The organism is Vibrio sp. YYF0003, from assembly GCF_036350715.1.
Classification (GTDB): domain Bacteria; phylum Pseudomonadota; class Gammaproteobacteria; order Enterobacterales; family Vibrionaceae; genus Vibrio; species Vibrio natriegens.
This window is the reverse complement of record NZ_JAZDWA010000004.1, coordinates 136,279-162,422: the sequence shown is the minus strand read 5'-3', so window position 1 is coordinate 162,422 and position 26,144 is coordinate 136,279. Positions and strand designations below refer to the sequence as shown.

Annotated in this window: 18 protein-coding genes; 12 read left to right on the top strand and 6 right to left on the bottom strand. The window is 46.5% G+C overall.

The annotated features are described in order from the left end of the window. Nucleotides 1-30: 30 nt before the first annotated feature. Entirely contained in the window at nucleotides 31-912 is an 882-nt protein-coding gene (locus V1U08_RS13515) for a LysR family transcriptional regulator (protein ID WP_330470797.1), read from the bottom strand. Between the two features lie 150 nt (nucleotides 913-1,062). Here V1U08_RS13515 and V1U08_RS13510 point away from each other — a divergent pair, with 150 nt between their 5' ends. Beyond that, nucleotides 1,063-2,262 (top strand): MFS transporter, encoded by a 1,200-nt coding sequence (locus V1U08_RS13510; protein WP_330470796.1) that lies wholly within the window; start codon nucleotides 1,063-1,065, stop codon nucleotides 2,260-2,262. Between the two features lie 152 nt (nucleotides 2,263-2,414). Here V1U08_RS13510 and V1U08_RS13505 read toward each other — a convergent pair whose 3' ends face one another. Together V1U08_RS13505 and V1U08_RS13500 are read right to left on the bottom strand one after the other, a co-directional pair. After that, the gene (locus V1U08_RS13505; protein WP_014233661.1) at nucleotides 2,415-3,053 is read right to left on the bottom strand and encodes a response regulator transcription factor; all 639 of its coding nucleotides are present in this window, start codon (nucleotides 3,051-3,053) and stop codon (nucleotides 2,415-2,417) included. 9 nt (nucleotides 3,054-3,062) lie between these two features. Continuing rightward, entirely contained in the window at nucleotides 3,063-5,423 is a 2,361-nt protein-coding gene (locus V1U08_RS13500; protein ID WP_330470795.1) for a PAS domain-containing sensor histidine kinase, read from the bottom strand. 205 nt (nucleotides 5,424-5,628) lie between these two features. Here V1U08_RS13500 and V1U08_RS13495 point away from each other — a divergent pair, with 205 nt between their 5' ends. Both V1U08_RS13495 and V1U08_RS13490 read left to right on the top strand, forming a co-directional pair. Continuing rightward, entirely contained in the window at nucleotides 5,629-7,248 is a 1,620-nt protein-coding gene (locus V1U08_RS13495) for an acyl-CoA synthetase (protein WP_330470794.1), read from the top strand. A 114-nt stretch (nucleotides 7,249-7,362) separates the two neighbouring features. Further along, a complete protein-coding gene (locus tag V1U08_RS13490; protein ID WP_014233658.1) occupies nucleotides 7,363-8,733 on the top strand; it encodes a hypothetical protein in 1,371 nt (456 codons plus the stop codon). 112 nt (nucleotides 8,734-8,845) lie between these two features. Here the strand turns inward: V1U08_RS13490 and V1U08_RS13485 are convergent, their stop codons facing one another. Further along, on the bottom strand, nucleotides 8,846-9,712 hold the full coding sequence (locus V1U08_RS13485; RefSeq protein ID WP_020334440.1) for a LysR family transcriptional regulator: 867 nt from the start codon (nucleotides 9,710-9,712) through the stop codon (nucleotides 8,846-8,848). A gap of 105 nt (nucleotides 9,713-9,817) precedes the next feature. Here V1U08_RS13485 and V1U08_RS13480 point away from each other — a divergent pair, with 105 nt between their 5' ends. Then, a complete protein-coding gene (locus V1U08_RS13480) occupies nucleotides 9,818-11,074 on the top strand; it encodes an adenylosuccinate synthase (RefSeq protein ID WP_029825740.1) in 1,257 nt (418 codons plus the stop codon). Between the two features lie 133 nt (nucleotides 11,075-11,207). On the opposite strand, the gene ppsR is transcribed toward V1U08_RS13480, so the two are convergent. After that, nucleotides 11,208-12,041, bottom strand: a complete 834-nt coding sequence (gene ppsR, locus V1U08_RS13475) for a posphoenolpyruvate synthetase regulatory kinase/phosphorylase PpsR (RefSeq protein ID WP_014233655.1) — start codon at nucleotides 12,039-12,041, stop codon at nucleotides 11,208-11,210. A 340-nt stretch (nucleotides 12,042-12,381) separates the two neighbouring features. Here ppsR and ppsA point away from each other — a divergent pair, with 340 nt between their 5' ends. From ppsA to tyrS, 4 genes are all read left to right on the top strand, one after another. After that, a complete protein-coding gene (gene ppsA / locus V1U08_RS13470) occupies nucleotides 12,382-14,751 on the top strand; it encodes a phosphoenolpyruvate synthase (RefSeq protein WP_020334436.1) in 2,370 nt (789 codons plus the stop codon). 191 nt (nucleotides 14,752-14,942) lie between these two features. Next, entirely contained in the window at nucleotides 14,943-15,722 is a 780-nt protein-coding gene (locus V1U08_RS13465; RefSeq protein WP_330470793.1) for a YSC84-related protein, read from the top strand. A gap of 123 nt (nucleotides 15,723-15,845) precedes the next feature. Continuing rightward, entirely contained in the window at nucleotides 15,846-16,652 is an 807-nt protein-coding gene (locus tag V1U08_RS13460; protein WP_330470792.1) for a LuxR C-terminal-related transcriptional regulator, read from the top strand. 81 nt (nucleotides 16,653-16,733) lie between these two features. Further along, nucleotides 16,734-17,987, top strand: a complete 1,254-nt coding sequence (gene tyrS, locus V1U08_RS13455) for a tyrosine--tRNA ligase (protein ID WP_330470791.1) — start codon at nucleotides 16,734-16,736, stop codon at nucleotides 17,985-17,987. Nucleotides 17,988-18,082: 95 nt separating this feature from the next. Here tyrS and V1U08_RS13450 read toward each other — a convergent pair whose 3' ends face one another. After that, on the bottom strand, nucleotides 18,083-19,117 hold the full coding sequence (locus tag V1U08_RS13450) for an ABC transporter substrate-binding protein (protein ID WP_330470790.1): 1,035 nt from the start codon (nucleotides 19,115-19,117) through the stop codon (nucleotides 18,083-18,085). A gap of 208 nt (nucleotides 19,118-19,325) precedes the next feature. Here V1U08_RS13450 and V1U08_RS13445 point away from each other — a divergent pair, with 208 nt between their 5' ends. From V1U08_RS13445 to V1U08_RS13430, 4 genes are all read left to right on the top strand, one after another. Next, complete coding sequence (locus tag V1U08_RS13445) at nucleotides 19,326-20,207, top strand: LysR family transcriptional regulator (protein WP_014233649.1); 882 nt, start codon at nucleotides 19,326-19,328, stop codon at nucleotides 20,205-20,207. A gap of 104 nt (nucleotides 20,208-20,311) precedes the next feature. After that, nucleotides 20,312-21,394 carry an efflux RND transporter periplasmic adaptor subunit gene (locus V1U08_RS13440; protein WP_330470789.1) on the top strand — a complete coding sequence of 361 codons (1,083 nt, stop codon included), beginning with the start codon at nucleotides 20,312-20,314 and terminating at the stop codon, nucleotides 21,392-21,394. A 10-nt stretch (nucleotides 21,395-21,404) separates the two neighbouring features. Further along, nucleotides 21,405-24,467: an efflux RND transporter permease subunit gene (locus V1U08_RS13435; protein ID WP_330470788.1), complete on the top strand. Its 3,063-nt coding sequence runs from the start codon at nucleotides 21,405-21,407 to the stop codon at nucleotides 24,465-24,467. Further along, nucleotides 24,464-25,954, top strand: a complete 1,491-nt coding sequence (locus V1U08_RS13430; RefSeq protein ID WP_330470787.1) for an efflux transporter outer membrane subunit — start codon at nucleotides 24,464-24,466, stop codon at nucleotides 25,952-25,954. The genes V1U08_RS13435 and V1U08_RS13430 overlap by 4 nt, the downstream gene beginning before the upstream one ends. The last annotated feature ends 190 nt before the right edge of the window (nucleotides 25,955-26,144 follow it).

Below are 26,144 nucleotides of genomic sequence, written 5' to 3'. Positions count from 1 at the left end.
AACGCTTCGATTGAGAATCAATAAATCATTTTATAGTGACAATTTGGGCTGAATAAAGTCTATAAATGCCGAGATTCGCTTAGAAACAGAAGACGACTTGTAATAAACAGCATTAACTTGCTCTCGTCCAATATCAGGAAATCGTTCAGACTCTAAAAGTGACACGAGTCGTCCTTCTTCAATATCTTTTTTCACCATAAAACCCGATAAACACGCGATACCATTACCCGCTAAGACCAGTTGCCGAACCGTTTCACCATTGCTTGAGGTAAAAGTTGGTTTTAACACGTCAAACCCTTTTAGTGGCCAGTTGTTTAGCGTCTTTGGGGTGGAAAAGCCAATAGTATCGTGTTGGGCTAAGTCAGCAGTGAGCTTTGGAATCCCGCGACGAGAAATATAGTCTGGAGAAGCAACAATATAGAGCGAACTCTTTCCCAACGGACGGGCATGTAATGTCGAATCAGTTAGTTTGCCGATACGAATAGCAAGATCAGTTCTTTTCTCGATCAGATCAACAAAACCTTCGTTTGATGTGAGCTCCAGATGGATATCGGGATAGGATTCCTTAAATGCCTGTGCAAGCGGGACCAGCTGGTGAAACACGAATGGGCTAGCTGCATCGACGCGTAAATTACCACTAGGCAATTCTCCACGTAATATGATCTCTTCCTCAGCCTTTTGGAGTTGAGCCAATCCGCCTCGAACTAAATCCACAAACTGCCGACCTTCATCGGTGAGTTCTACACGACGAGTGGTACGATTTAATATCGATACTCCGAGTTGCCTTTCTACCTTGCTTACTGCACGAGATACCCTGGCTAATTGGATATCTAAAACTTCTGCCGCTGCCGAAAATCCACCACTATCAACAACCGCTAATAAAATTTCCAAGTCATCAGAACGTGTCAGCATCACCTTCCCCACACTAGTAAAACACCAAGTAAATTATTGCATATATAACAAATATAATTTGCTTTAAACAATGTTTTTAACAACATACCATTTACGCATAATCCTACTCTCTAAACAACAAGATATGACTCAACGAGTAGGGAGATAAATATGCCTTTAGCACTTCTTGCATTGACGCTCAGCGCCTTTGCTATTGGAACGACCGAATTTGTCATTGTTGGGCTTATCCCAACGATGGCCTCTGACTTACAAGTGTCACTGCCCTCTGCAGGACTCTTAGTGAGTTTATATGCCCTTGGTGTTGCCGTTGGCGCACCAGTGTTAACCGCTTTAACAGGTAAGTGGAACAGAAAACATGTTTTGCTCGCCGTCATGTCATTATTTGTCGCAGGTAATGTAATGGCATGGCAAGCGCCGGGTTATAACACTCTTATTTTAGCTCGCATCCTTACAGGGCTCGCTCATGGCGTATTCTTCTCAATCGGTTCTACGATTGCTACAGGACTGGTTTCAAAAGAAAAAGCAGCGAGTGCTATCGCAATCATGTTTACAGGCTTAACAGTCGCGCTGGTAACAGGGGTGCCGCTAGGTACTTACATCGGACAATCTTTTGGTTGGCAGGCGACCTTCTTGACCGTCGCTGTACTAGGTTTGGTTGCGTTAATTGGAAGCGCCCTTTTGGTGCCAAGTAACCTCAAACAACCACCTGTAACTAAGCTAACTTCACAACTAAAAGTATTGACACAGCCTCGCTTGCTACTGGTCTATTCAATTACTGCTTTAGGCTATGGTGGCACATTTACCGCCTTTACGTTTTTAGCCCCGATTCTTGAGCAAGTATCCGGCTTTGGTTCTAGTGCGATTGGCTTGATTATGCTGGTGTACGGTGTTTCTGTCGCGGTGGGAAACATCTGGGGTGGAAAAATGGCGGATAAAATGGGGCCAATTAAAGCACTCAAAGTCATTTTTTTCGGGCTTGCAACTGTTCTAATCGTGTTTAATTTCAGTGCGGTCAACCCTATCGCGGCCGTTGCCACAATTTTAGTTTGGGGAGCATTTGCGTTCGGTAATGTCCCTGGTTTGCAGGTCTATGTGGTGCAGTTGGCAGAAAAATACACACCTGACGCTGTCGATGTCGCTTCAGGTCTGAACATTGCGGCGTTTAACGTCGGTATCGCTCTAGGCTCTTGGGGAGGTGGTTTGGTCGTTTCGAACGCTGGCCTAATGCACACGCCATGGATAGGTGCAGTTATCGTGGCCATCGCTTTGGCTCTCACTTGCCTGAGCGGGAGAATCGACAATCAGGAAAAAGAGAAGCCTGATTTCGCGAGTTTAACGTCGAATGTGTAGTGATAACGCAGATACTCTGAAATAGTTTTGCGTTACTTGAGCAACTGAGTCACACCGACTTTTAGGATTTCTTTTCTTAGAGTACTTAGCCTCATGGTCATACCATGAGGCTAAAAATGCATGCGATAAAAATAACGACATCACATCGCCAGTCATTTTTTATTTGCACGTAAGTCGAGAGGATCAACCACTCCCGCCACAATCGCCATACCGACTAATTCGGGTAAGTTGTTGGCTTCAAGACGTTTCATAATTCGAGAACGGTATAAATCGACCGTTTTGATGCTAATTTCCAGCTGTTCGGCTATCTCTCGGCTTGTATAACCTTGAATTAAAGGCAAAAAAACATCCTGCTCGCGAGGGGTAAGCGAAGCAAGTTTTTCCTCTATCAACTGCTGGGCATTACTTCTGATCACACTCGGCTCGCTTTGAAGTGAGTCCTGAACGCTGTCTAGTAATAACTGATCGTTGTAAGGTTTTTCGATGAAATCGACCGCACCGGATTTAAATGCACGCACAACAATGGGTACATCCGCATGACCACTAACAAAAATGACGGGCAGTTTAATGCCTCGACGACGCATTTCTTCCTGTATGTGCAGCCCCCCCATCCCGGGCATGCGGATATCCAGTAAAACGCACGCATTGGCCTCGGGATCACATGATGACAAGAAATCTTGTCCGGAAGAAAACGGCACCGCTTTTAGCCCTACCGATTCAAACAACCAAACCGTTGAATCGAGCATTCCCTGATCATCATCAACCACATATACAATCTGTTCACTCTGCATGTCATACTCCTAACAAGCGTTGCTGCGGGGACCACTGTTCTCCCCTGATCTATCTTTATTGCTACGCAGTGGCAATGAGCAACAAAACGTTAATCCTCTGCGATCAGAAGGCTCAACATCAAGACTGCCGCCAAAACCTTCCACGATTGTTCGACTCATCGATAACCCAAGCCCAAGTCCATCCGGTTTGCTGGTATAAAACGGTGTAAAAAGCTTGTCACTTTCGTCCGGCTTGAGCCCTGGTCCCTGATCCTTGACACGAATAAGCAACCATTGCGCATTAGTGCTCACGTTAATATCTACCATTGAGTCTTGATTAGGATGCACACTCCAGTTGGCATCAATGGCATTTCGCAGCAGATTAATCAGTACCTGCTCCAACAAAACAGCATCGCCATATACAAGCGGTCGTTTCTCATGTTCTGCATTGCAATAATTGATGGTGACTTTATATCGACTGGCTTCACTCGCACAAAGCCCCACCGCTTCCCACACCACCATATCGATGTCTAACGGTTGAATATTTCGCGGGCTCTTGCGCAAAAAATTTCGTAGACGATTAATGACGGCTGATGCATGGCTAGCCTGACCACAAATCAATTGCAGCCCTTCTGCAACGCGCGCCGCATTTTGAGGATTTTGAGGAAGGGTTTCTAAATAACGCTGGCTGGCGCTCGCATAGTTGATCACGGCAGCCAGAGGCTGATTCAGCTCATGAGCAATACCGGATGCCAATTCACCCATCGTAACCAAGCGAGCAGTATGCGCTAACTCATCCTGATGACGCCTTTGTTCTGCCTCACGTAATTCTCGCTCAGTCATGTCCCGTGCAACCAGCGAGGCGTAATACTGCCCTCCTGCGCCTTTATGAGCGAGTAATACTAACGATGCGACAAAACCTGTTTTGTGCTTCAGCGGAGTTAATTTCACTTCGGTGGTCCACGCTCCTTGTCGGATGGCCTCCTCCCAACCTTCCTCTCGAAGCCTGTCAAAATCCTGAGGGCTCAGGAAATCAGCCAGATTCGGCAGTTCACCTTCTTCGCATATCCCCAACGCGGTGCGAGCAGAAGGGTTCATCTTGGTTAATTGCCAGTGCGAATCCGTAAACAGTACCAAGTCCGTGTTGGCTCTGACGACTTCCGCCAGTCGTCTATTTTCCTCTTCTGCCCTTACTCTGGCAGTGATATCCCTCGATATGCCGACAATTTCCACCACATCGCCAGTATACGTTTCCCGAATGCCACGAAACGCAGTTTCGAACCACAAGTAGTGTCCATCACGATGGCGAATACGATAAGTTAAAGTCAGGTAGCCATCTCGCTCCAAGGGTTCAACCATTTGCAAAAGGAGCAAATCTCGGTCGCTAGGGTGGACCATCTCTCTAACTTGCATGCCACGTAACTCTTCAGGCCAATATCCCAGTAGAGTCCAAGAGGCAGCCGAAGCATCCAAAAAACCACCATCGGGACGATGACGAGAGATCAAGTCAGTCGTGTTTTCTGTGATCAGGCGATAAAGCCTTGAGGCGGTTTCTGCGTCTCTTTTATTCAGGATTTCTTGCGTTGCATCTCGACAGCGAACGATCACAGACCCTACTGAAGGCTCAGGGAAAAACTGCCACAGAAAGTAGCGTTCATCTAATTTAGATTCCACTTCTGCTATGACTCTTTCCTGCTTCAGACAAGAGGCAATTAATTGAACGTAGTTAACTGGCAACAGATCTTGTAGAGACAGATCATCTCGACAAGACAGGAGGTTCTGCATGGAAATATTGATCGCCTTGGGCTTGGCTTGCTTATCAAAACGTACCGTGGGTAACGGATCACTTTGCAGTAAGCCTTCAGGTGGTTGCGCAGAGATATTTGCCAGCAGTGTTTTTAGTAAGGTTCCCATGGCGACCAAAGATGAGACATGACTAGGCTGCTCGGTTGAGACAACCAGTATCCCTCCCCCTTCAGACGCTTCCCCTTCAGATGTTTGCCCGTTTGGCATCAGAGAAATCACCCCGCCATGAGCTAACCCCGCACGACGTAAACGTCTTGCCAGCCAAGAGTCTCCAGGGCGAATATTCGGCAAGGGAACACAAATCTGGCTTTGCAGTTGTTCGCGTATTCCATCATCACTGGCATTCAGCGGATTACCGTGTCCAGACGGAAGTGCAGGACCATCTTCATCATTGGTATAAACCTGCTCAGACGGTTGCCAAGGGAGCCAAAAGACCTGTTGAACACCCGGCCAAGTCGAGACATAACGACGCAAAGCGGAAGCCTGCTCCGGGGCTGAACCCTGACGCAATAAACTTAGCCATAAATTGAGGTAAAGCTGTGCACGTTCGCTTTCCATGCCGTCTTCCAAAGATGTGGTTATCAAAACATTCTTCCCTTACGCCTTCCACTCTGACACCCAGTATAGAGAAATATAGGATAAATACTATAAGACTATAGGCTATTACTATAACTCATACGGGTATGCTATAAATTAGCACATGTTAATAAAACATTAAATTTAAAGAACACGCTTGTTAACAAAAAGTATCTGATAACGGAATCACCAATAGCTAAAAAAAGGATCTTAAATGTCAATCTATGATAACGATCTTACGCCTTGCGCAGTGAATCACATTGCTCTCACTCCACTGAGTTTTTTGGAGCGCACTGCAACCGTCTACCCTGAGTACCCTGCTGTCATTCATGGCAGTATTCGTCGCAACTGGTCAGAAACCTATCAACGCTGCCGTCAACTTGCTTCGGCTTTATCCGGCCGTGGTATTGGTAAAGGTGATACCGTATCAGTGATGCTGCCAAATATACCAGCAATGCTAGAAGCGCATTTCGGTGTCCCTATGATAGGGGCGGTTCTCAACACTCTGAACGTCAGACTTGATGCCGAAACCATCGCTTTCATGCTCAAACATAGCGAAGCCAAAGTACTCGTCTGTGACCGCGAATTTCATGCTGTGATTACGGAAGCACTGACTTTAATTGATAATCCGCCAGTGATTATTGACGTCAACGATCCAGAATACGGCGGAGAAGAAGCGACCAGCGATCTCGATTATGAAGCCTTTCTGGCTGAAGGCGATCCTAACTATGATTGGCAATGGCCAGAAGACGAATGGCAGGCGATTTCTCTCAACTACACATCAGGCACGACCGGTAACCCGAAAGGCGTGGTTTACCATCATCGTGGGGCTTACCTGAATTCACTCGGCAACCAAATGACCTGGTCAATGGGCCATCACCCTGTCTACCTCTGGACACTGCCAATGTTCCACTGTAACGGCTGGTGTTACCCATGGACCATTACGGCTTTGGCTGGGATACATGTGTTCCTTCGCCGAGTTGACCCGCAAAAAGTTCTCACTCTGATCCGTGAGCATAAAGTTAGCCACTTATGTGGGGCACCAATTGTTCTAAACGCTCTGGTTAACATGCCCGAAGAAGCCAAAGCAGCAATCGATCACCCGGTTAACGCGATGGTTGCCGGCGCAGCGCCACCAGCAAAAGTGATTGGTGATGTGGAAAAAATGGGCATCAACATTACCCATGTTTATGGATTAACCGAAGTCTACGGGCCAGTCACTGTCTGCGCGTGGCACGAAAGCTGGGATGAGTTCAGCCTTGAAGAACGTGCGACGCTAAAATCACGTCAGGGCGTCCGTTACCCAACGCTTGAAGGTGTGATAGTGGCCGATACGCAAACGCTCAAACCAGTCGCCAAAGACGGTAAAACGATCGGTGAGGTTTTCATGCGAGGCAACACCGTAATGAAAGGCTACCTGAAAAATCCAAGCGCTACGGCAGAAGCCTTTGAGGGTGGTTGGTTCCACACCGGCGACTTAGGTGTATGCCACCCTAACGGCTACATAGAGATCAAAGACCGCCTTAAAGACATTATCATCTCAGGTGGAGAAAACATTTCTACTATTGAGCTGGAAGACGTTCTCTACAAACATCCCGATATTCTTGAAGTTTCCGTCGTCGCCAAGCCAGATGAACGCTGGGGCGAGTCGCCATGCGCATTTATCACTCTTAAGCAAAACAGATTCACGAGTGAAAATGACATTCTCAACTACTGCCGTGAGCACTTAGCTGGCTTTAAAATTCCAAAGACCATTGTCTTCACCAACTTACCCAAAACGTCCACAGGGAAAGTGCAAAAGTACATTCTTCGCGACTGGGCAAAAGAAATCTAAGTAAATAATAAATCTAAATAAATAAGTAATTAGATCGGGAGGCATTGCTTCCCCATCTTTTACTGCAACACAGCAAAGTAATACTACCCCGATAACGTCAACAAGGAAGACGCCATGCAAGTTTATAAACGACAGCAGGGAACCGAACAACCATACTGGCCACTGGGGCCTTTTAAAATTCGACTGCCTTTCATTCACTACCGCTGGGAATTTGCGGAAATGCTGCAAGCGTTAATTATGTTTGTAGTGAGCTTAGCGATGATCCCCCTTTTAGAGAAATATCTCGGACTACCTTATGACATCGCTCTGGCCTACGTAGTGGTATGCGGAATTGGCTTTATGATTCCAGCAATGTTAGGTGTACCGTTTGTGCCAGGTTGGATCACTCCGGGTATTCCGGTGGTTTTACTCTTTCTTGGCGACTTCAAGCCAGGACCAGAAGCGATACAAGCGCTGTTCGCTCTTCAACTACTGGTATTTATCATCTTCTTAGTCCTGGGCGTGACTCGTTTGGGCTCCGCGATGGTTAAACTGGTGCCGAACTCGCTCAAGGCAGGGATCATCATCGGTGCCGGGATCGCCGCCATAATGGGCGAAATCTCCAGCGGCGGACGCCTGGCTGCCACTCCAATCTCTCTGAGCATTGGTAGTTTGGTCTGCTTGTATTTGATGTTCTCAGTTTCTTTCAAAGGATTGATAGATAGAGTGCCCCTGGCGAAAAAAATCGTTAATTACGGCATGGTACCGGGCATGCTCATTGCCATTTCAGTGGGCATTTTGGTCGGTGAATACCCAATGCCTGATATCCAATGGGGTATTACTCAACCAGACTTTGTCGGAATGTGGCAGTACTTACCATTTAATATTGGTTTCCCGGATTTAGACGTATTCCTGATGGCCATTCCAACCGCAGTCATTGCTTACATTATTGCCTTCGGGGACATCATTGTAGGTCAATCATTGATGCAACGAGCGGATGAACTGCGTACCGATGAAGTCATTGAAAACAATATCGACCGTGTTCATTTAGTCACCGCGATTCGTAACGCCTTACACGCTTTCTTCGCACCATACCCAGGCCTAGCCGGACCATTATGGACCGCAGTTGCTGCAACAATGGCAGAGCGTTACAAGCATGGGCGCGAAGCAATGGACTCTATCTACAGCGGCGCGGGTACGTTTTGGATCACCGGTTTTATTGCTCTTTTCGCGCTTCCACTGGTTAGTTTCTTCCAACCTGTGCTGCCGATAGCGCTGTCGTTAACTCTGCTATTAACGGGTTACATCTGCCTGATGGTAGGACTAGAGCAGCTAAACAATAACACTGAGCGTGGTATTGCCGGGATGATGGGCGTGGTTCTTGCTGTCTATGGCGCAAGCTGGGGGCTAGTAACTGGGGTTGTCCTTTATGTTCTGATCGAGCGTACTCACATACTGCGTTTTCAGGTCAATAAGAAAGACAGCGAAACCGTCAGCGATAGCTGATAGCTGAATTAACTCAATAAACGCAACAGGCTGTATTCACCTGTTGCGTTCTAACATCTGCGTTTCTAACATCACCTTCAAAGTCATGTTTAACGTCCCCTTCCAACCCCGATCAACTAACCACTGAGACATTCTCTCCAACCCAAGTCAGCAACTGCTTGGCCGCTTTAGATAACACCTGATTCTGGCGAACGATGTAACCAAAGTCTGTGTTGGGGAAGCTTGGCAATGGTATCACCTCTCTGGTTAACTTCAGCCTTGGGTCAATTGAAAAGTCCGGAACAATCGCTGTGCCAAAACCGGCTTCCGCCCAATCGATTTGCGCTTCCACACTGCCTACTTCCATCACTCTATGCTTTGGCAGCTTCAGTTCCGGTAAAGAAGCATCGATCAGTTCTCGCGTACGAGTATCGTGCCCAAGCAGAATAAGCGTCTGGCTTTCCTTTTTGTTTTCCTGCCACTCAAAGATATTGTCGCCAAAAGCACACCAGTGAATCTGGGTCAGAGGGGTAAAGTGAAGCGGTTGACTCTCTTTCTGAGCGATAACAAAACCGATGTCTGCTCGGGCACGTTTCACTAAGTCCACCGCTTGAGATGACGTGGTGTTGAATAGCGCTAAATCGATGCCCGGATACTCGTTTTTGAATTTTTGAAATGGTTTGATAAGTAACAAGCGCGAGACAATATCGCTGGCAGCAATCGAAAGCGTTCCCTGCGTGAGATCATTAATTGCATTAAGATCCGACTGACAGATCTGCAGCTCGTTCAGCATGTGTTGCGCAGTATTCAACAAGCGCTTTCCAGCCTGAGTCAGTTGCACAGGATTTCGTTCAATCAATTTCGTCCGTGTTGCTTGCTCAAGCTGCTTAATGTGCAAGCTGACATTCGGCTGAGTCATATGCAGCTCTGTAGCCGTTTTGCCGAAATGTTTCACTTCAGCCAACGTGACAAATGTCCTCAGCCAATTCAAATCCAACATTGCCCACTCCGATATGAGATTCTTATCAAGCTGATGAGTATAATTAATTTCTCTTATTAAGGCGAACAACATAAGATTTTTCGGTCTGTTATTGGAGTACAAATTATGTCGTCTATCGTTGTTGTGGGTGCAAACTGGGGTGATGAAGGCAAAGGCCGCATCGTTGACTTTTTGGCAGAGCAAGCTTCTGCGAGTATTCGTTTCCAAGGTGGTAACAACGCGGGTCACACCGTGGTTAACGACCTGGGCACGTTTAAGCTACACCAGCTTCCAAGTGGCGTATTCAACCCAGACTGTTTGGCAGTTTTAGGTCCGGGTATGGTTATCAGCCCTGCGTTGCTGTCTCAGGAGATTGCGGAAGTCGAAGAAGCGGGCGTCAAAGTGAATATGCGCATTTCTGATCGCGCAACACTGTGTCTACCTCTACATGCACTTGAAGATACGCTAGAAGAACAGCGTTTAGGCGACAAAGCATATGGTTCTACTCGTCAAGGTATTGCACCTGCGTACGGTGACCGTGTGATGAAAAAAGGCATTCTTGTTGGTTGGTTAAAGCAACCTGAAGTGCTAGTTGAACGTCTTCAATTTATGATGGATTGGAAACTACCTCAACTACGTGCGCTTTACCCTACATTTGAGTTTGAACAGACGGCAGAAGAGTTAGCGAACTGGTTACTAGAAGTATCGGCACCTTGGCGTGATGCTATCTGTAACGTAACGCTTCCTCTTAAAGAGCTGCAAGCAGAAGACAAGACCCTGCTATTCGAAGCGCAACTTGGTGCTGGTCGTGACCTGGTTTACGGTGAATACCCATGGACAACGTCTTCAAATGTTGTCTCTATGTATGCAGGTATCGGTAGTGGCCTACCAGCTCTTCGTCCAGAGCGCGTAATTGCTGTAGCGAAAGCATTCAGTTCATCAGTAGGTACAGGCACGCTGATCACTGCAATGGAAGAGCAAGATGCATTCCGTGAACTTGCAGGTGAGTTCGGCGCAACAACAGGCCGTCCACGCGACATGGGTTACTTTGATGCAGTAGCAACCAAAAACGGGGTTGAGCTACAAGCAGCGACAGAAATCGCGCTAACCAAAGTAGACTGTCTGACGGGTCTTAACGATCTTAAAATCTGTGTTGGCTACGAAGGCGATCACAGCGAAAACCCAATCTGGCCTCAAACAGCAGCACTAGCACCAATCTACGAGAAAATGGAAAGCTGGAGCGAAGACATCACAGGATGTCGTCAGTTTGAAGAGCTACCAGTAGCGGCACAGAAATACGTACTGCGTATTGAAGAACTTATGGGCGTACCAGTAAAAATGGTTTCTGTGGGTCCTGGTCGTGAACAAATGATTATGCGTTAAGGTGTGATGGATACCAACCAACGTTGGTAAACCACATCTTTTGGCAGCGGCTTCCATCTGTTCCGGGGTGAAGCCGCTTTTTTTTATTTTTGAAACCTGACTGAACGCCGTTTCGGTCTAGAACGGTTTCCCGTTAAAACAATCTGCGCTTCATTCCCGCCTTTTCCAAAATTCGAGTCGAAATTTCCTCAACAGAAAGCGACGAGGTATTGATATAAGGAATCGCTTCTCTTCGGAACAGAGCTTCAACCGTATTCAACTCCAATTTACATTGTTCTTCACTGGCGTAATCACTGCCCGATAAACGATTCTCGCGAATTTCATTCAATCGTTCAGGGGTAATGGTCAATCCAAACAACTTATGACGATGTATCTCAAACTCAGGCAACAAGCGCAGCATCTTTACGTCTTCCGCAATAAACGGGTAGTTCACCACGCGCAGACCAAACTGCATTGCCATATATAAGCTGGTTGGGGTTTTGCCACTGCGCGATACACCCAGAAGAATGATATCTGCCTGCTCCAAGCCTTTTAGCGTAATGCCATCATCATGGGCGAGCGTATATTCGATTGCAGCAATGCGGTCAAAGTAAGTATCGGAGTCTTTACCCACACTTCGGGAGCGCTGCAACTTTGGCGTGGGTGCCATCTGAATGTCGTCCTGAACTTTTTGCACGATGCTTTCAAGCACATCGTAGCTGAAAGCGGGAGCCGCAAGCAGCATTTCCCGCACTTCTGGCACAACTATAGAGAAAAACACCAGAGGCTTAACACCATTTCGGCGGTAGGAAGCTTCTATTTCTTTGACGACATCCAATCCTTTGTCTGGAGTTTCCACAAAAGGAAAGGTTTTTTCATTAGGAATGAATGAAAATTGACCTAGAACAACATGGGCTAATGTCTCACATGTTATCGCCGTACCGTCAGAAACATAGAATACATCACGACTTTGGGTATTTGTTTGCATTTTTGTTTAATATTTCAAAATCTTTTGAGTAGGATGGTCAACATAATATTAATAAATCAGTTTGGCTTTCAGTTAGGTTCCCCACAGCTTTGAAAATTCGTTGAGTTTTTTTTAGCTAGAACGTAATCGATTGCCTTTGATATCAACCTGAACAAGTGAATGGTCGAAAATTGTTCAGAAAAAGTCGCTCATAGTGAATTATAAATTTCAGTAGCTTATTACTCTGGTTACACAATTTATAAAAACACCCTCTGTGATTTTAACTGACAATAACGAGTAAGCATTTGTTTAGATTGACTTAAGTCCCCCTACAAAAGCTGCAATGTTTCTGGAGAAAGACATGCAAAAGAACACCCTCTGGTTCAATGGCCTATCCATGAATGATGTCGACAAAGTCGGCGGTAAGAACGCTTCGCTTGGTGAAATGGTTTCTAACCTCGCTAACGTTGGCGTTTCTGTTCCAAATGGTTTTGCGACAACCTCATATGCGTTCAATAAATTCCTTGACCATGAAGGTTTGGATGATCGTATTCACCAACTACTCGATGAACTGGATGTTGAGGATGTAGACGCTCTGCGTAAGACAGGCGCGACCATCCGTCAATGGGTTTTAGACGCCCCTTTCCCAGCAGATCTTGAACAAGATATCCGTGAAAACTATCAAGAACTGGTTGAAGGTAACCCTGAACTTTCAGTTGCAGTTCGCTCTTCTGCAACAGCGGAAGACTTACCTGATGCATCTTTTGCTGGTCAGCAAGAGACCTTCCTAAACGTCAAAGGTATTGACGCTGTTATGGAAGCGACGAAGCACGTTTACGCTTCTCTATTTAACGACCGCGCTATCTCTTACCGTGTACACCAAGGTTTTGACCACCGTGGTATCTCACTGTCAGCAGGTATCCAGCGCATGGTGCGTTCTGACAAAGCTTCTTCAGGCGTAATGTTTACTCTGGACACAGAATCAGGCTTCGACCAAGTGGTATTCATCACTTCGTCTTGGGGTCTGGGTGAAATGGTGGTTCAGGGCGCAGTAAACCCGGATGAGTTTTACGTTCACAAGCCAATGTTGGAAGCGGGTGCTCACCCAATCGTGAAGAAAACATTCGGTTCTAAACAGATCAAAATGATCTACTCAAACAGCCAAGAAATCGGCAAACAAGTAGACATCATTGATACGTCGGATGAAGAGCGCAACACTTTCTCTCTAAACGACGAAGAAATTAAAGAGCTTGCAAAACAAGCGATGATCATCGAGAAGCACTACCAGCGTCCAATGGACATTGAGTGGGCGAAAGACGGCATCGACGGTAAGCTTTACATCGTTCAGGCTCGCCCAGAGACCGTATGTTCTCAAAGCGAAAAGAACGTTATCGAGCGTTACGAGCTAAACAACAAAGCAGACGTTTTAGTTGAAGGTCGTGCAATCGGTCAACGTATCGGTAAAGGTGCGGTACGTTTGGTCGATTCACTAGACCAAATGTCACTGGTTCAAGACGGCGACGTACTGGTAACTGACATGACTGACCCAGATTGGGAACCAGTAATGAAGAAAGCGTCAGCTATCGTAACCAACCGTGGCGGCCGTACTTGTCACGCAGCGATCATCGCTCGTGAGCTTGGTATCCCAGCTATCGTTGGTTGTGGTGATGCAACCAGCAAACTGTCTGACGGTATCGAAGTGACAGTATCTTGTGCAGAAGGCGAAACAGGTTACGTTTACCAAGGCGATCTTGATTTTGAAGTGAAGCGTTCTTCTGTCGATGAGCTACCATTGCTACCGACTAAAGTAATGATGAACGTGGGTAACCCGGATCGTGCATTCGACTTCGCTCAAATTCCAAACGAAGGTGTTGGTCTTGCGCGTCTTGAATTCATCATCAACAAGATGATCGGTATTCACCCGAAAGCGCTACTGAACTTTGATGCTCAAAGCGATGAGCTAAAAGCAGAAATCACGCAGCGTATCCGTGGTTACAAAGATCCTATCGACTTCTACGTAAGTAAGCTGACAGAAGGCATCGCGACTATCGCTTCTGCATTCTGGCCAAAACGCGTAATCGTTCGTATGTCTGACTTTAAGTCTAACGAATACAGCAACTTGGTTGGTGGTAAATCTTACGAGCCGCATGAAGAAAACCCAATGCTGGGCTTCCGTGGTGCATCTCGTTACATTTCACCAGTGTTTGAAGACTGTTTCGAACTAGAAACTCAAGCAATCAAACGCGTTCGCAACGAAATGGGCTTGAAGAACATCGAGATCATGATCCCGTTCGTTCGTACTCCAAGCGAAGCAGCGTCGGTTATCGACCTGTTGGCTAAGTTCGACCTACGCCGTGGTGACCAGGGTCTGAAAGTTATCATGATGTGTGAACTGCCTTCAAACGCAGTACTGGCAGATGAGTTCTTGAAGTACTTCGACGGCTTCTCTATCGGTTCAAACGACATGACTCAGCTAACACTTGGTCTGGACCGTGACTCTGGCGACGTCGCTCACCTATTTGATGAGCGTAACGCTGCGGTTAAAGTCATGCTGAAAATGGCAATCGACGCAGCAACGAAAGCTGGTAAGTACGTAGGTATTTGTGGCCAAGGTCCTTCTGACCATGAAGATTTAGCGGAATGGTTGATGGAGCAAGGCATCAGCTCTGTATCACTTAACCCAGATACGGTTATCGATACTTGGTTGCAGCTAGGTAAAGTTAGCAAGTAATTCGCGTTAGAATTCTCTAATCTAAAGCCCTCAAACTTCGGTTTGGGGGCTTTTTGCATTCTGTAGCAAGACCTTATGTCAATATTGCGTGAGTTCGTGACAATATTCGCAGCCTAGCGTCATGCGTAATTTTCCCTCTGCAGATTTTCACCTAGAATGAAAGAAACCCATTTCGCAAGAGATTGAAGTCGATGAAAAAACCGATCGTTATCTTAACAACGCTAATGTTACTTGCCTCTCCGGCCCATGCAGACTGGGATAAAATTTCCGAAAAGATGTCTGAGCTGGGTGATGCGGTTGCGGAAGGTGCACAAGAGGCATGGGACAGTACGAAAACGTATTCCAAACAAGCTTGGCAAGATTTTATGAACTGGTCAGAAGAAGCGATGAACACGGCTGGTGAATGGACAGATGCGAGCATTGAAAAAAGCAAAGAGTGGATTGATATCGCGGATAAAAAGATTGATGAGCTGATGGAAGGCGATACGCCAGAAGAAGCACGACAAGCGGTCGATTTGATGGCTGACAGCACCATGTTCAAACTCTTCAATGAAAAACCGGAAGCGAAGGCACTCTACGACCAAGCATATGGCTACGCGGTGTTTGACTCTCGCAAGTTATCTTTACTGTTCCACACCAACTCTGGCTCTGGCGTTGCGGTAAATAAAGAGACAGAAAAACGCACTTACATGAACATGTTCGGAATGGGCTTGGCACTCGGCGCTGGCGGCAAGTTTTATCAACAAGTGGTGCTGTTTGAAAACCAAAAAGATTTCGACACTTTCGTTAATGAAGGCTGGGAAGCGTCCAGCGAAGCAACGGCTCTTGCAGGCGATGAAGGTGAGGAACTCAGCACACACTTTAGCAGTGGTGTCGCGGTGTACCAGTTGAACTCAAAAGGTCTGTTAGTCGATGTCAATGTGTCTGGTTCTAAATACTGGGTCAACGAGGAGCTCACCAACTCTCAGTAAGTGAAGGACTCAAGAACAAATAGAAGCCAAGGGGAGAACCGCCGAAGCAAAAGGTGACGCTCCCCTTTCTCGTTGAGTCGGTTTTGGTTATGCTTACATGAAACCACTTCAATTCAACTTCGCATGTCTGACACTCATTTTAATACGCTTCTCGCAGAGGCCATCTCTGCCTTAAATACGCCCAATTTCACGCCGAAATTGATGCGGGTGATCAGCGCTTTATTCGATTTTGATTGCGCGGTGATACTGGGATATCGTGAAAACAAACACCCTATTTATCTTTATGATTCGATTCAAAATGAGCGTGATTTGCTCTTTCAACGCTATCTCACCAATTCGTTTCAAAATGATCCCTTTTTCCAGAAGTTAAACGACTGCAAACAACAAGGAATTTTTACGCTAAAAGATGTGGTTCGTAAGGGAGTAGATTACCAAGCCTATTGCGACCAATTTTATCGCCAGACTGGCTGGAAAGATGAACTCAGTATGCTGATCCAAGTCGAAGCTCATTCCTGGGTAATGTTCTATTTCGGCTACCTGGAAGAAGGTAAACGCTTCTCAAAGCAGCAAATAAACCGATTACAACCTTACTTTTCGATACTTCAATCGCTGTGCCAGCAACACTGGAAACAAGCTGAGTTTTCAATGTCTGAGCCCGTTTTTAATCCCGAGACATATTCTGGCAATCTGAGAGAAGTAATCGAACACGCTTTGACAACATTTGGCACCGATACGTTAACCCGACGAGAGCAAGAAGTCGCCCAACTGCTAGTACAAGGGTTTGATACCAAAGAAATTGCGACTCGACTGGAACTGGTGCAAGGCACGGTCAAAAATCATCGCAAACGGATATACTCACAGTTGAAAGTCTCTTCACTTGGCGAGCTATTTCAGCTGTTTTTAAATCATCTGATTACCCGCGTGAGATAACAAACTGTCCCTTTAGGGATATGTCGATCAGCACTGTCGCGCTTTAGTCTGAATGAAACAATAACTCAGGCAGATAAGACAATGACATTGATTGAAGATTTACAAGCAAGAGGACTCATCGCGCAAGCCAGTGATTTAGAGCTGATTCAAACGCTTTTATCAGAGCCACAAACCGTCTACTGCGGTTTCGATCCCACCGCTGGCAGCCTGCATATCGGACACCTCGTGCCTTTAATTATGCTTAAGCGCTTTCAGGATGCAGGTCATCAAGCCATCGCTCTGATTGGCGGAGCAACAGGTATGATTGGCGACCCAAGTTTTAAAGCTACCGAGCGCAACCTTAACTCGCAAGAAACGGTGACTGGCTGGGTGAATGATCTCTCCAAACAAATCCAGCAACTGATGAACCCTCAACTGGCGACGCCAATGCAGCTGGTTAACAATGCCGACTGGATGCAGAAAATCAATGTGATCGATTTTTTCCGCGATGTCGGTAAGCACTTTTCGATCAACACTATGATCAACCGCGAATCGGTGAAACAGCGCTTGCAACGACCTGATCAAGGGATCTCGTTTACCGAATTTAGCTACGCGCTTTTACAGTCCTACGATTTTGCCGAACTCAACCGTCAGTACGGCTGTAGATTGCAGATCGGCGGGAATGATCAATGGGGTAACATTGTCAGTGGGATAGACTTAACACGCCGTCAAAATAGTGAGCAAGTGTTTGGCTTAACATTGCCGCTTATTACCAAGTCCGATGGCACCAAATTTGGTAAAACGGAAGGCGGTGCAGTTTGGCTAGATCCAACCAAAACCTCACCTTACGCGTTTTACCAGTTTTGGCTAGCAGCAGAAGACGCCGATGTATACCACTTCTTGCGGTACTACACGTTCTTGAGTTGTGAAGAGATTACAGCGATCGAAACACAAGATATTTCAAGCAAAGGAAAGCCACAGGCGCAGCGTATTCTTGCTGAAGAAATGACACGCTTCGTTCACGGTGAAGCGGGCTTAGCGAGTGCCGAGCTCATCACTCAGGCGCTGTTCAGTGGTGATGTTCAACAATTGAGTTTGAGTGAATTAAAGCAGCTCGAACTGGACGGTCTGCCTTGCATTAACAGTACTCAACAAGACTTAGTGACGCTGCTTATTGAATCTGGATTAGCAAGTTCAAAACGCATTGCCAGAGAACTGATAGATAACAATGCCATTAGTGTTAATGGCGAAAAAGTCTCCAGCGAGAAACCGAGTCTGAGCTTCCCACTTTTCGACCAATACTGGCTACTTCAGCGCGGCAAGAGGCATTTCTGTTTGGTGACGCGAGCGGTTTAGCCGATAAAAAAAGACCCCTCATCACATCAATGATGAGGGGTGTTCAGAGTATTGAACTAAGTTATTTCAAGATAGCGCTATCGCGCCTGTTATCGTTATTGAGTTCTTAAGTTCTGCCAATATTTCTCATAAATCGCTAAAGTTTCAGCGCCAACATCGTTAATGAACTCGCCTTTTTCCAAGTCGTCTTCCGCAGGGAAAATGGTCGCATTATTTTTCAGTTCATCCGGCAACAGATTACGTCCAGCATTCGTTGCAGAGGCGTAGCCTAAGCTATTAACGATTTCTGCTTGGTTTTGCGGCTGGTACATAAAATTAATGAATTTATGAGCCAACACTTTATTTTCGCTACCTGATGGGATGGTGAAATTATCCATCCACAACACCGCGCCTTCTGCTGGCATCACGAACTTCAGCTCTGGCATTTCTACCTGCCCCTGGTAAGCGTTACCATTCCATTGCATACCAATCGAGGTTTCTCCCGACACATACGGAACCTGTGGTGCATCTGAGTTATAAAGCAGCACATTGTTTTTCAACGCCACCAGCGATTCATAAGCTTGTTTGATTTCCGCTTCATTTTTGCTGTTCACACTGTGGCCGTTCATTTTTAAAGCCATACCGAACACGTCGCGAATATCATCAATCAGCATCACTTGTTGCTCATAATGCGCATCCCATAAGTCTGCCCATTTTGTCACAGGTTGCTCTACCATCGATTCGTTGTAACTGATCCCAGTGACGCCCCAAATATACGGCAGCGAGTAATCATTGTTAGGATCGTGCGCTTGTCCTAGCAAACCTTGCATTGTGTCTTGCATGTTTGGCACTTGCTCATGGTCGATCTTGGCTAACAGCCCTTCTCTTCCCATTTTTTCAATGAAATACGCAGAAGCAAACACAACGTCATAACCAGTGCCTTTGAGTAATTTCAGCTTGGTATACATTGACTCATTATTCTCAAAGGTCGAATAGTTAACCGTCACACCTTCTTGTTTTTCAAATGCTTTTAGTGACGCTTCCGGCAAATAGCCGCCCCACGCATAAACGTTCAGAGTTTTCGTTTCTGCATGAGCAAACATACTGAGAACAAGTGCGCTCAGCCCCAATCCTTTGATAATAAGTTTCATGGTATGCAATCCAACCAGTCCAGCGACGCGCTGGGATTCGGGTGCATAATTAGTTAATAATTAACCAATTAAAAGAAAAATAAATTAATCTTTAAAAGCAAAAATATTTATTGATTATCCTCACTTTGGAAACGCCCAAACGACGGGCATCTTGAAGTCGTTTGGATATAAATGTTTAAATTGACGTTTAAAAAACTGGAGTACTCTGATGAGAGTTGATGATTTAAAACTGTTCACGAAAGTGGTTGAACTCGGTAGCTTTACAGCTGCTGCACATGCTCTCGATCTTCCACGCGCCAATGTCAGTCGACGCATTGGCGAACTTGAACGCCATCTTGGTACTCAACTGTTTCACCGCACCACGCGAAGCTTGTCACTCACTAACAAAGGAGATGTGTATTATCAGGATCTGCAAAAAGCACTGACATTACTCGACTCCGCCAATGAACAAGCCACTAGTGAAAGCGTAGAAGTACGAGGTAAGGTGAAACTAGGTCTGTTGCCAGAAACCTACGAGTTGATTCAACCGATATTGTTTGATTTTCAGGATCAATATCCGCAAGTCGAGTTGGATGTGCGCAACATTACTAATGGCTTTATCGATATGTTCCAACAGGGGCTGGACATTGCTGTTCATGGTGGCGCATTGTTTGATTCTGATATCGTCGCGCGTAAAATTTTGACCTTAGATCGCTGTGTGGTTGCGTCGCCGAAATACCTCGAGAAACATGGCACGCCAACAACTCTGGAAGAGTTAAGTGAACACCAATCTATTTGTTTTCGTTGGCCAAGCGGCGCTGTAGATAATAATTGGCACTTCCAAGAACAGAATATTATGGTTAGTCCCAAGCTTATCTCCAACAATATTGGCTTCATTAAAAGCTCCACACTTCTTGATCGAGGCATCAGCTACATCGCCAAGGTATTGGTCGAAAAAGAGCTCGAATCAGGGGATTTAGTACAAGTATTGTCTCACTACTCTGTCACTAAAGAGACCGGCTGGCTTCTTTACCCTCAACCTAAGACATTGAATCAGGCGAGCCGATTACTTATCGAGCATTTGTGCAATAAAATACCAAAACATCTGTAGCACGTTTTCATTGTCACGATTTTCGTGACATTGATTCATGCTCACGCGTGATTATCTCACCACCTTTCACCGATAAGATGGCGCCGAACTTATGGAGCTATCTTATGAATCACGTAATCAAAACAGCAGCACTGAGTAGTGTTGCTCTTGCTTTGTTTGGCTGTAACCAAACTCAACAACCTCTTCAAGAATCCTTTTCATCACGACCAATCCAGGTGATTGAGGTATCTGGCGACAATGCAACGCTGGAAAAATCATTCAGTGGGATTGTCGAAGCCAAAGAAATAGCGGCGCTCTCTTTCCGTGTTCCGGGCACGCTATCCAGCGTATTGGTAAAAAAAGGCGATCATGTCGAGAAAGGACAAGTGATCGCTCGCCTTGACCCTCATGATTACCAAGTGTCGCTGGATGAACTTGAAGCTCGTATGTTAGAAGCAAAATCGGCTCATAAGTTAGCGAAAGCAGAGTTAAAGCGTGTTAGACAAGCTACATCAGAAGATGCCATTGCAAGCGTGAACCTTGACCGTGCGGTAAGCAGTTATGAACGCAGTGTGTCATCGGTGAAAGTGGTTGAGAAGAACATTCAACGTGCCAAAGACGCGCTAGGTTACACCGAATTGCGCGCTCCGTTCTCTGGCATCATTGGCGAAGTCAACGTGGAGCAATTTGAGCAAACCAGCCCGGGATTATCCGTTGTGACGCTACAACAAGATGGAAACTGGGAAGTCGATATCGATGTGCCAGAGAACATGATTCAGGATTTCTCCTTGGGTCAGGATGCAGAGTTAACCTGGTATGACACAGAGCAATCCTATCGCGCCGTTGTCAGTGAAATTGCCCCTAAGAAGCACATGCTGAAACAAACTTATACTGTAACTTTAGATGTCGACTCGGCATCTAACGACTTGTTTAACGGCAAAGCGGTGACGGTAAATACTCACTTCACCCAACAGGCATCCAGCCACTGTTTCCCTTACTCTGCCGTATTGGGAGAAAAAGCCAGCCTGCACGTTAATGTCGTGCGCGACCAAGTTGTACACGAAGAACCCGTAAACCTGGAATCAATCGATGCCTATCAGGCATGTGTCACTGGCAATTTTGCCCAAGGTGACTACGTCGTCATTAGCGGCAGCCACTACCTGAGCGAGGGTGACATCACCCCAACCCTAACCATCAAGACTCTATAGGTACGAATCCATGATCAATTTAGCTGAATTCGCTATTCGTCAGCGCAAATTCGTACTCTTTTTCATCGTATTAAGTGTGATTGCGGGCATCTATTCCTATTTTGACTTAGGCAAGTTGGAAGATCCGAGCTTTACCGTAAAAACAGCCGTTGTTGTCACGCTCTATCCGGGCGCTTCAGCAGAAGAAGTTGAGCAACAAGTCACTGATACCATCGAAACCAAATTGCAGGAAATGGCTGAGCTCGATAAGTTACGTTCTCTCTCACGTCCGGGGCTTTCGATGGTGTTTGTCGACCTCAACGAGAGCCTCAATTCCAAAGCACTCCCTCAGCAGTGGGATTTACTGAGACGAAAAGTCGAGGACGTGAAACTCCAACTGCCATCTTCAGCGCAAATTAGCATCGTGCAAGATGAGTTCTCGGAAGTGTATGGCATGCTTTTCTCTATCCACAGTAAAGATGCTGCTCCAGAAGAGATACGTCGTTACGCGGAAGAGTTACAACGTCAAATCAAAGCCGTTGACGGGATCAAAAAAATCGAACTGCATGGCGTACAGCCACGTGTGGTTAACATTGATATGCCTGACGAACGTCTGGCGCAGTACGGCCTGTCTATTGCTCAGGTTTGGAATCAGCTTAACTCGCAAAACACCACCTTTGAAGCGGGCAAATTTGATGCGGGCACTGAACGTATTCGCATCGCGCAAACCAGCGAGTTTCAGTCTCTGGAAGACATTCGCAATTTGGTGATCAATGGCGGCACCGGTGACCTTGGCTCTGGCTTAATCCGATTAGGCGATATCGCCGATGTTACCATGGGCTACCAAACTCCTGCCTTGTCAGAGAATCGCTACAACGGTGAACCAGCAGTGACACTGGCAGTTAGTCCCGTTGAGGGCATCAACGTGGTCTCTCTTGGCGATGCGATTCAAAACATCATTGCGAATTACCAAGCGTCACTTCCACTGGGAGTCGATATTTCAACGGTCGCCTATCAGCCAGAAGAAGTACAAAAATCGATTGATGACTTCGTGGGTAACTTGCTTGAAAGTGTGCTGATTGTTTTTGTGGTACTGCTCGTCTTTATGGGCTTTAAAAGTGCAACCATTGTTGGCGCGAGCTTACTACTGACTATCTTGCTGACGTTAAGCTACATGAACATTGCAGGCATTGACTTACACCGAGTTTCACTGGGTACGTTTATCCTGGCTCTGGGTATGCTGGTTGATAACGCCATTGTTATCACCGATATGATGATCGTGAAACTCAACAAAGGCATTGAGCGCACTCGCGCTGCGATTGATTCAGTCAAAGAAACCGCAATACCACTATTAGGCGCAACGGTAATTGCGATAATGGGCGCCAGTCCGGTTCTATTCTCAAAGACAGATTCTGCGGAATTCGCCAGCTCGGTATTTTACATCATGGCGTCTTCACTGCTGCTTTCATGGATTGTGGCGATGACCTTCACCGTGCTGATGGTTTGGATGTTCGTGAAACCAAAAGCAGCAAAAGAAGAATCGAAACCAAGCCGTTACAAGCAACTGGTCTTTTGGACAGTCGACAACCCAGTAAAAGCGTTATCAGCGTTAGTTCCACTGATCATTGCGACGGCATTAGCGGTCCCTTATATAGCAGTGAACTTCATTCCGCAATCCGATCGCTCAATTGTGTTCTTAGATTACTGGTTGCCAAATGGTGCGAAGATCGAACAAACCTCAGCAGATATGCGCAAGGTCGAGAAGTGGCTGGTCGAACAGCCAGAAGTCGAAAGTATCTCAAGCTATATCGGAACAAGTGCTCCACGTTTCTCTGTAACGGTAGAGCCAGAGCCACTTGACCCGGCATACGGTCAGGTACTGATTAATACCAAAGACTACCCAAGCATCAGCCGCTTAGTTGCTCGCGGTGATGAATGGCTTAAAAATGAATTTCCGGATGCAGAACCTCGTTTCCGCGCCCTTAAACTCGCAACAAAAGACAAGTTTGCTGTAGAAGCCCGCTTTTATGGACCTGATGAGAACGTATTGCATCAATTAGCCGCAAAAGCGAAGACCATTTTTGCCTCTCACCCAGATGCAAAATACATCCGCGACGATTGGCGCCAAGAGAGCAAAGTGCTCAAACCAATCCTAAATCAGGACAAGATGCGTCATGCTGGCATCAATCGCACAGACGTAGCATTCGCATTGAAACGCGCTTCGGACGGTATGCCGTTGGGTCAGATGAACCTTAACGACGAGCTTATCCCAATCCAATTGCGTGGTACTTCGCAGACGATGGCTTCACTAGAAACGTTACCAGTACGTTCTCTAATTGGGTTCAACAGCGTTCCACTTGGTCAGATCGTCGATGGTTTTGAGCTCGTTACCGAAGAGAGCATGATTTGGCGTCGTGATCGCGTGAAAACCATAACGGTTCAGGCCGGTGTTAGCCGAGAGTCAACACCAGCCAACGTTAGAAACGCGATTAAAGATCAAATTGAAGCGATTGAACTGCCTTCTGGCTACAGCATGGAATGGGGCGGCGAATATTATGATGAAAACAAATCCGTCACGGACATCATGAAACAGCAACCGAAAGCCATGCTGATCATGGTGATCATTCTGGTGGCAATGTTTAACGGCTTCAAGCAGCCAATCATCATCTTGGCGACTCTGCCATTGGCAGCGTCAGGGGCGGCTTTTGCTCTGCTCGGGTTTGATAAACCATTTGGTTTTATGGCGATCATCGGCGCGATTACGCTGACGGGGATGATCATTAAAAACGGCATTGTATTAATGGATCAAATTGAACTGGAACGAGCAAACGGTATGAACCTGTCAGACGCGATTAAAGAAGCGACCGTGAACCGAACCATGGCGATCTCGATGGGCGCACTAACAACGGCGCTAGGCATGATTCCGCTACTTTCGGATCTGCTGTTTGACCAAATGGCAGCAACCATCATCGGGGGTTTAGCAGCGGCAACGGTCTTGTCTTTGTTCGTAATGCCTGCTCTTTATCGCCTTGCGTACAAGGACAAAGAGCCAATAACCCAAACCAAAACTAAGCCACAGGAGGCGTCATCATGAAAAAATTCATCCTTGCGCCAATTGTTCTGGCACTGAGTTTGACCGGTTGTGCGGTGGGTCCCGATTATCAGGGGCCAACCACCAGCATTGCAGAGACTTACCTTAACAGCCAAGACTCGGGGCTAAGCACCGAGTCACAAACTAATGAGTTTTGGTGGACGGAGTTTAATGACCCAATCTTAAATCAACTGGTTCAAGATATGCAGAGTCAAAGTATTCCGCTTAAAGTTGCCGCAGAGCGTGTAAAAATGGCCAACAGCTATAAGACGATGGTGGAATCGTTTAAGGTGCCGACCATCAGTCTCAGCGCGGGCTATATGAATTATCAGTTCAGTAAGAATGACTCGTCACTGGGCCCGATTTTAAACCCGTTAAGTGATTCGGTATCCGGCTTACCGCCACAAGTTGGCAATGTCACCTTGATGGATAATCAACACGATGGTGTCTTTGCCGGAGCGAATATCTCGTGGGAGATGGATTTATTTGGACGAATTGACCGTCAAGCGAATGCGGCGCAAATTCGTCTGGAGCAAGCTGAAATTTATCAAAGCGGCTTAACCACGGTGATTACGGCAGATTTAATTCATAACTACCTTCAGTACCAAGGTGCGAGCGAACGCCTTGACCTGGCGAAGTCAAACTTGGACGATCAGAAACGCACCATGAACCTGGTCGAGAAAGTGGTGCAAAGCGGCTATGGCTCTGACCTTGATTTAGCACAAGCGAAAGCAACGCTCGCGGCTATGGAAGCGATTGTTCCTCAGCTAGAAATTGCTCAACAAACGCATAAACATCGGATTGCGGTGCTCCTTGGAGAACCTCTGACAAAGGTTGAAACCCGTTTGGCACAAAGCCACGGTGTGCCGAGCATGCAGAATATGGTGCCCGTCGGTTTACCCTCGGATTTATTGAAGCGCCGCACCGATATTCGTCTGGCTGAGCGTGAAATGGCAGCATTGAATGAAGAACTCGCGGCTAGTATTGCCGATCAATACCCTAAGTTTTTCTTAACGGGCGCTCCGGGCTTATCCGCATCGAGCTTTGATGATCTGTTCAGTAGTGACTCTTTCGGCTGGATGGGTGCTGCAGGCGTAAGTTGGAACTTGTTTGATGGTGGGCGTGGGGAGGCAATTGAAGCCATGAACCAAGCACGATTTGATTCGGCGACGTTGTCTTATCAGCATACGGTGGATGCAGCATTGGTAGAAACGGAATCGACTCTATTTGCTTATGGCAGAAGCCAGGAGAACCAGCGTCGAGTTAATGATGCCCTAAAAGCGACGGATAACGCAGTGAGCAAGGCGAAGTCACTTTACCGCGCTGGTCTGATTGACCATCTATCGGTGTTAGATGCTCAGCGTCAGCAACGAATGATGCAAGACCAACGTGTCGCGGCAAAACTGCAAACAGCGCAAGCAACGATTGCACTTTACAAATCACTTGGCGGGGACTGGACACTCAATCCGCCAAACAACTCAGGAGGTTGATTATCTGCCAACCTTGATTCTCGGTATTAACTGGAATCATACTCCATTCGTTCATAAAGAGGCTGCTTCGGTGGCCTCTCTATCTATCCCTACAAATTTATGTTCTCTCAGATAACTAGCCAAATAACCACGCATCTTGAGGTCATTTGGGTATATAATACTTTCCCTGAAATATTTTGTTACGTTACTT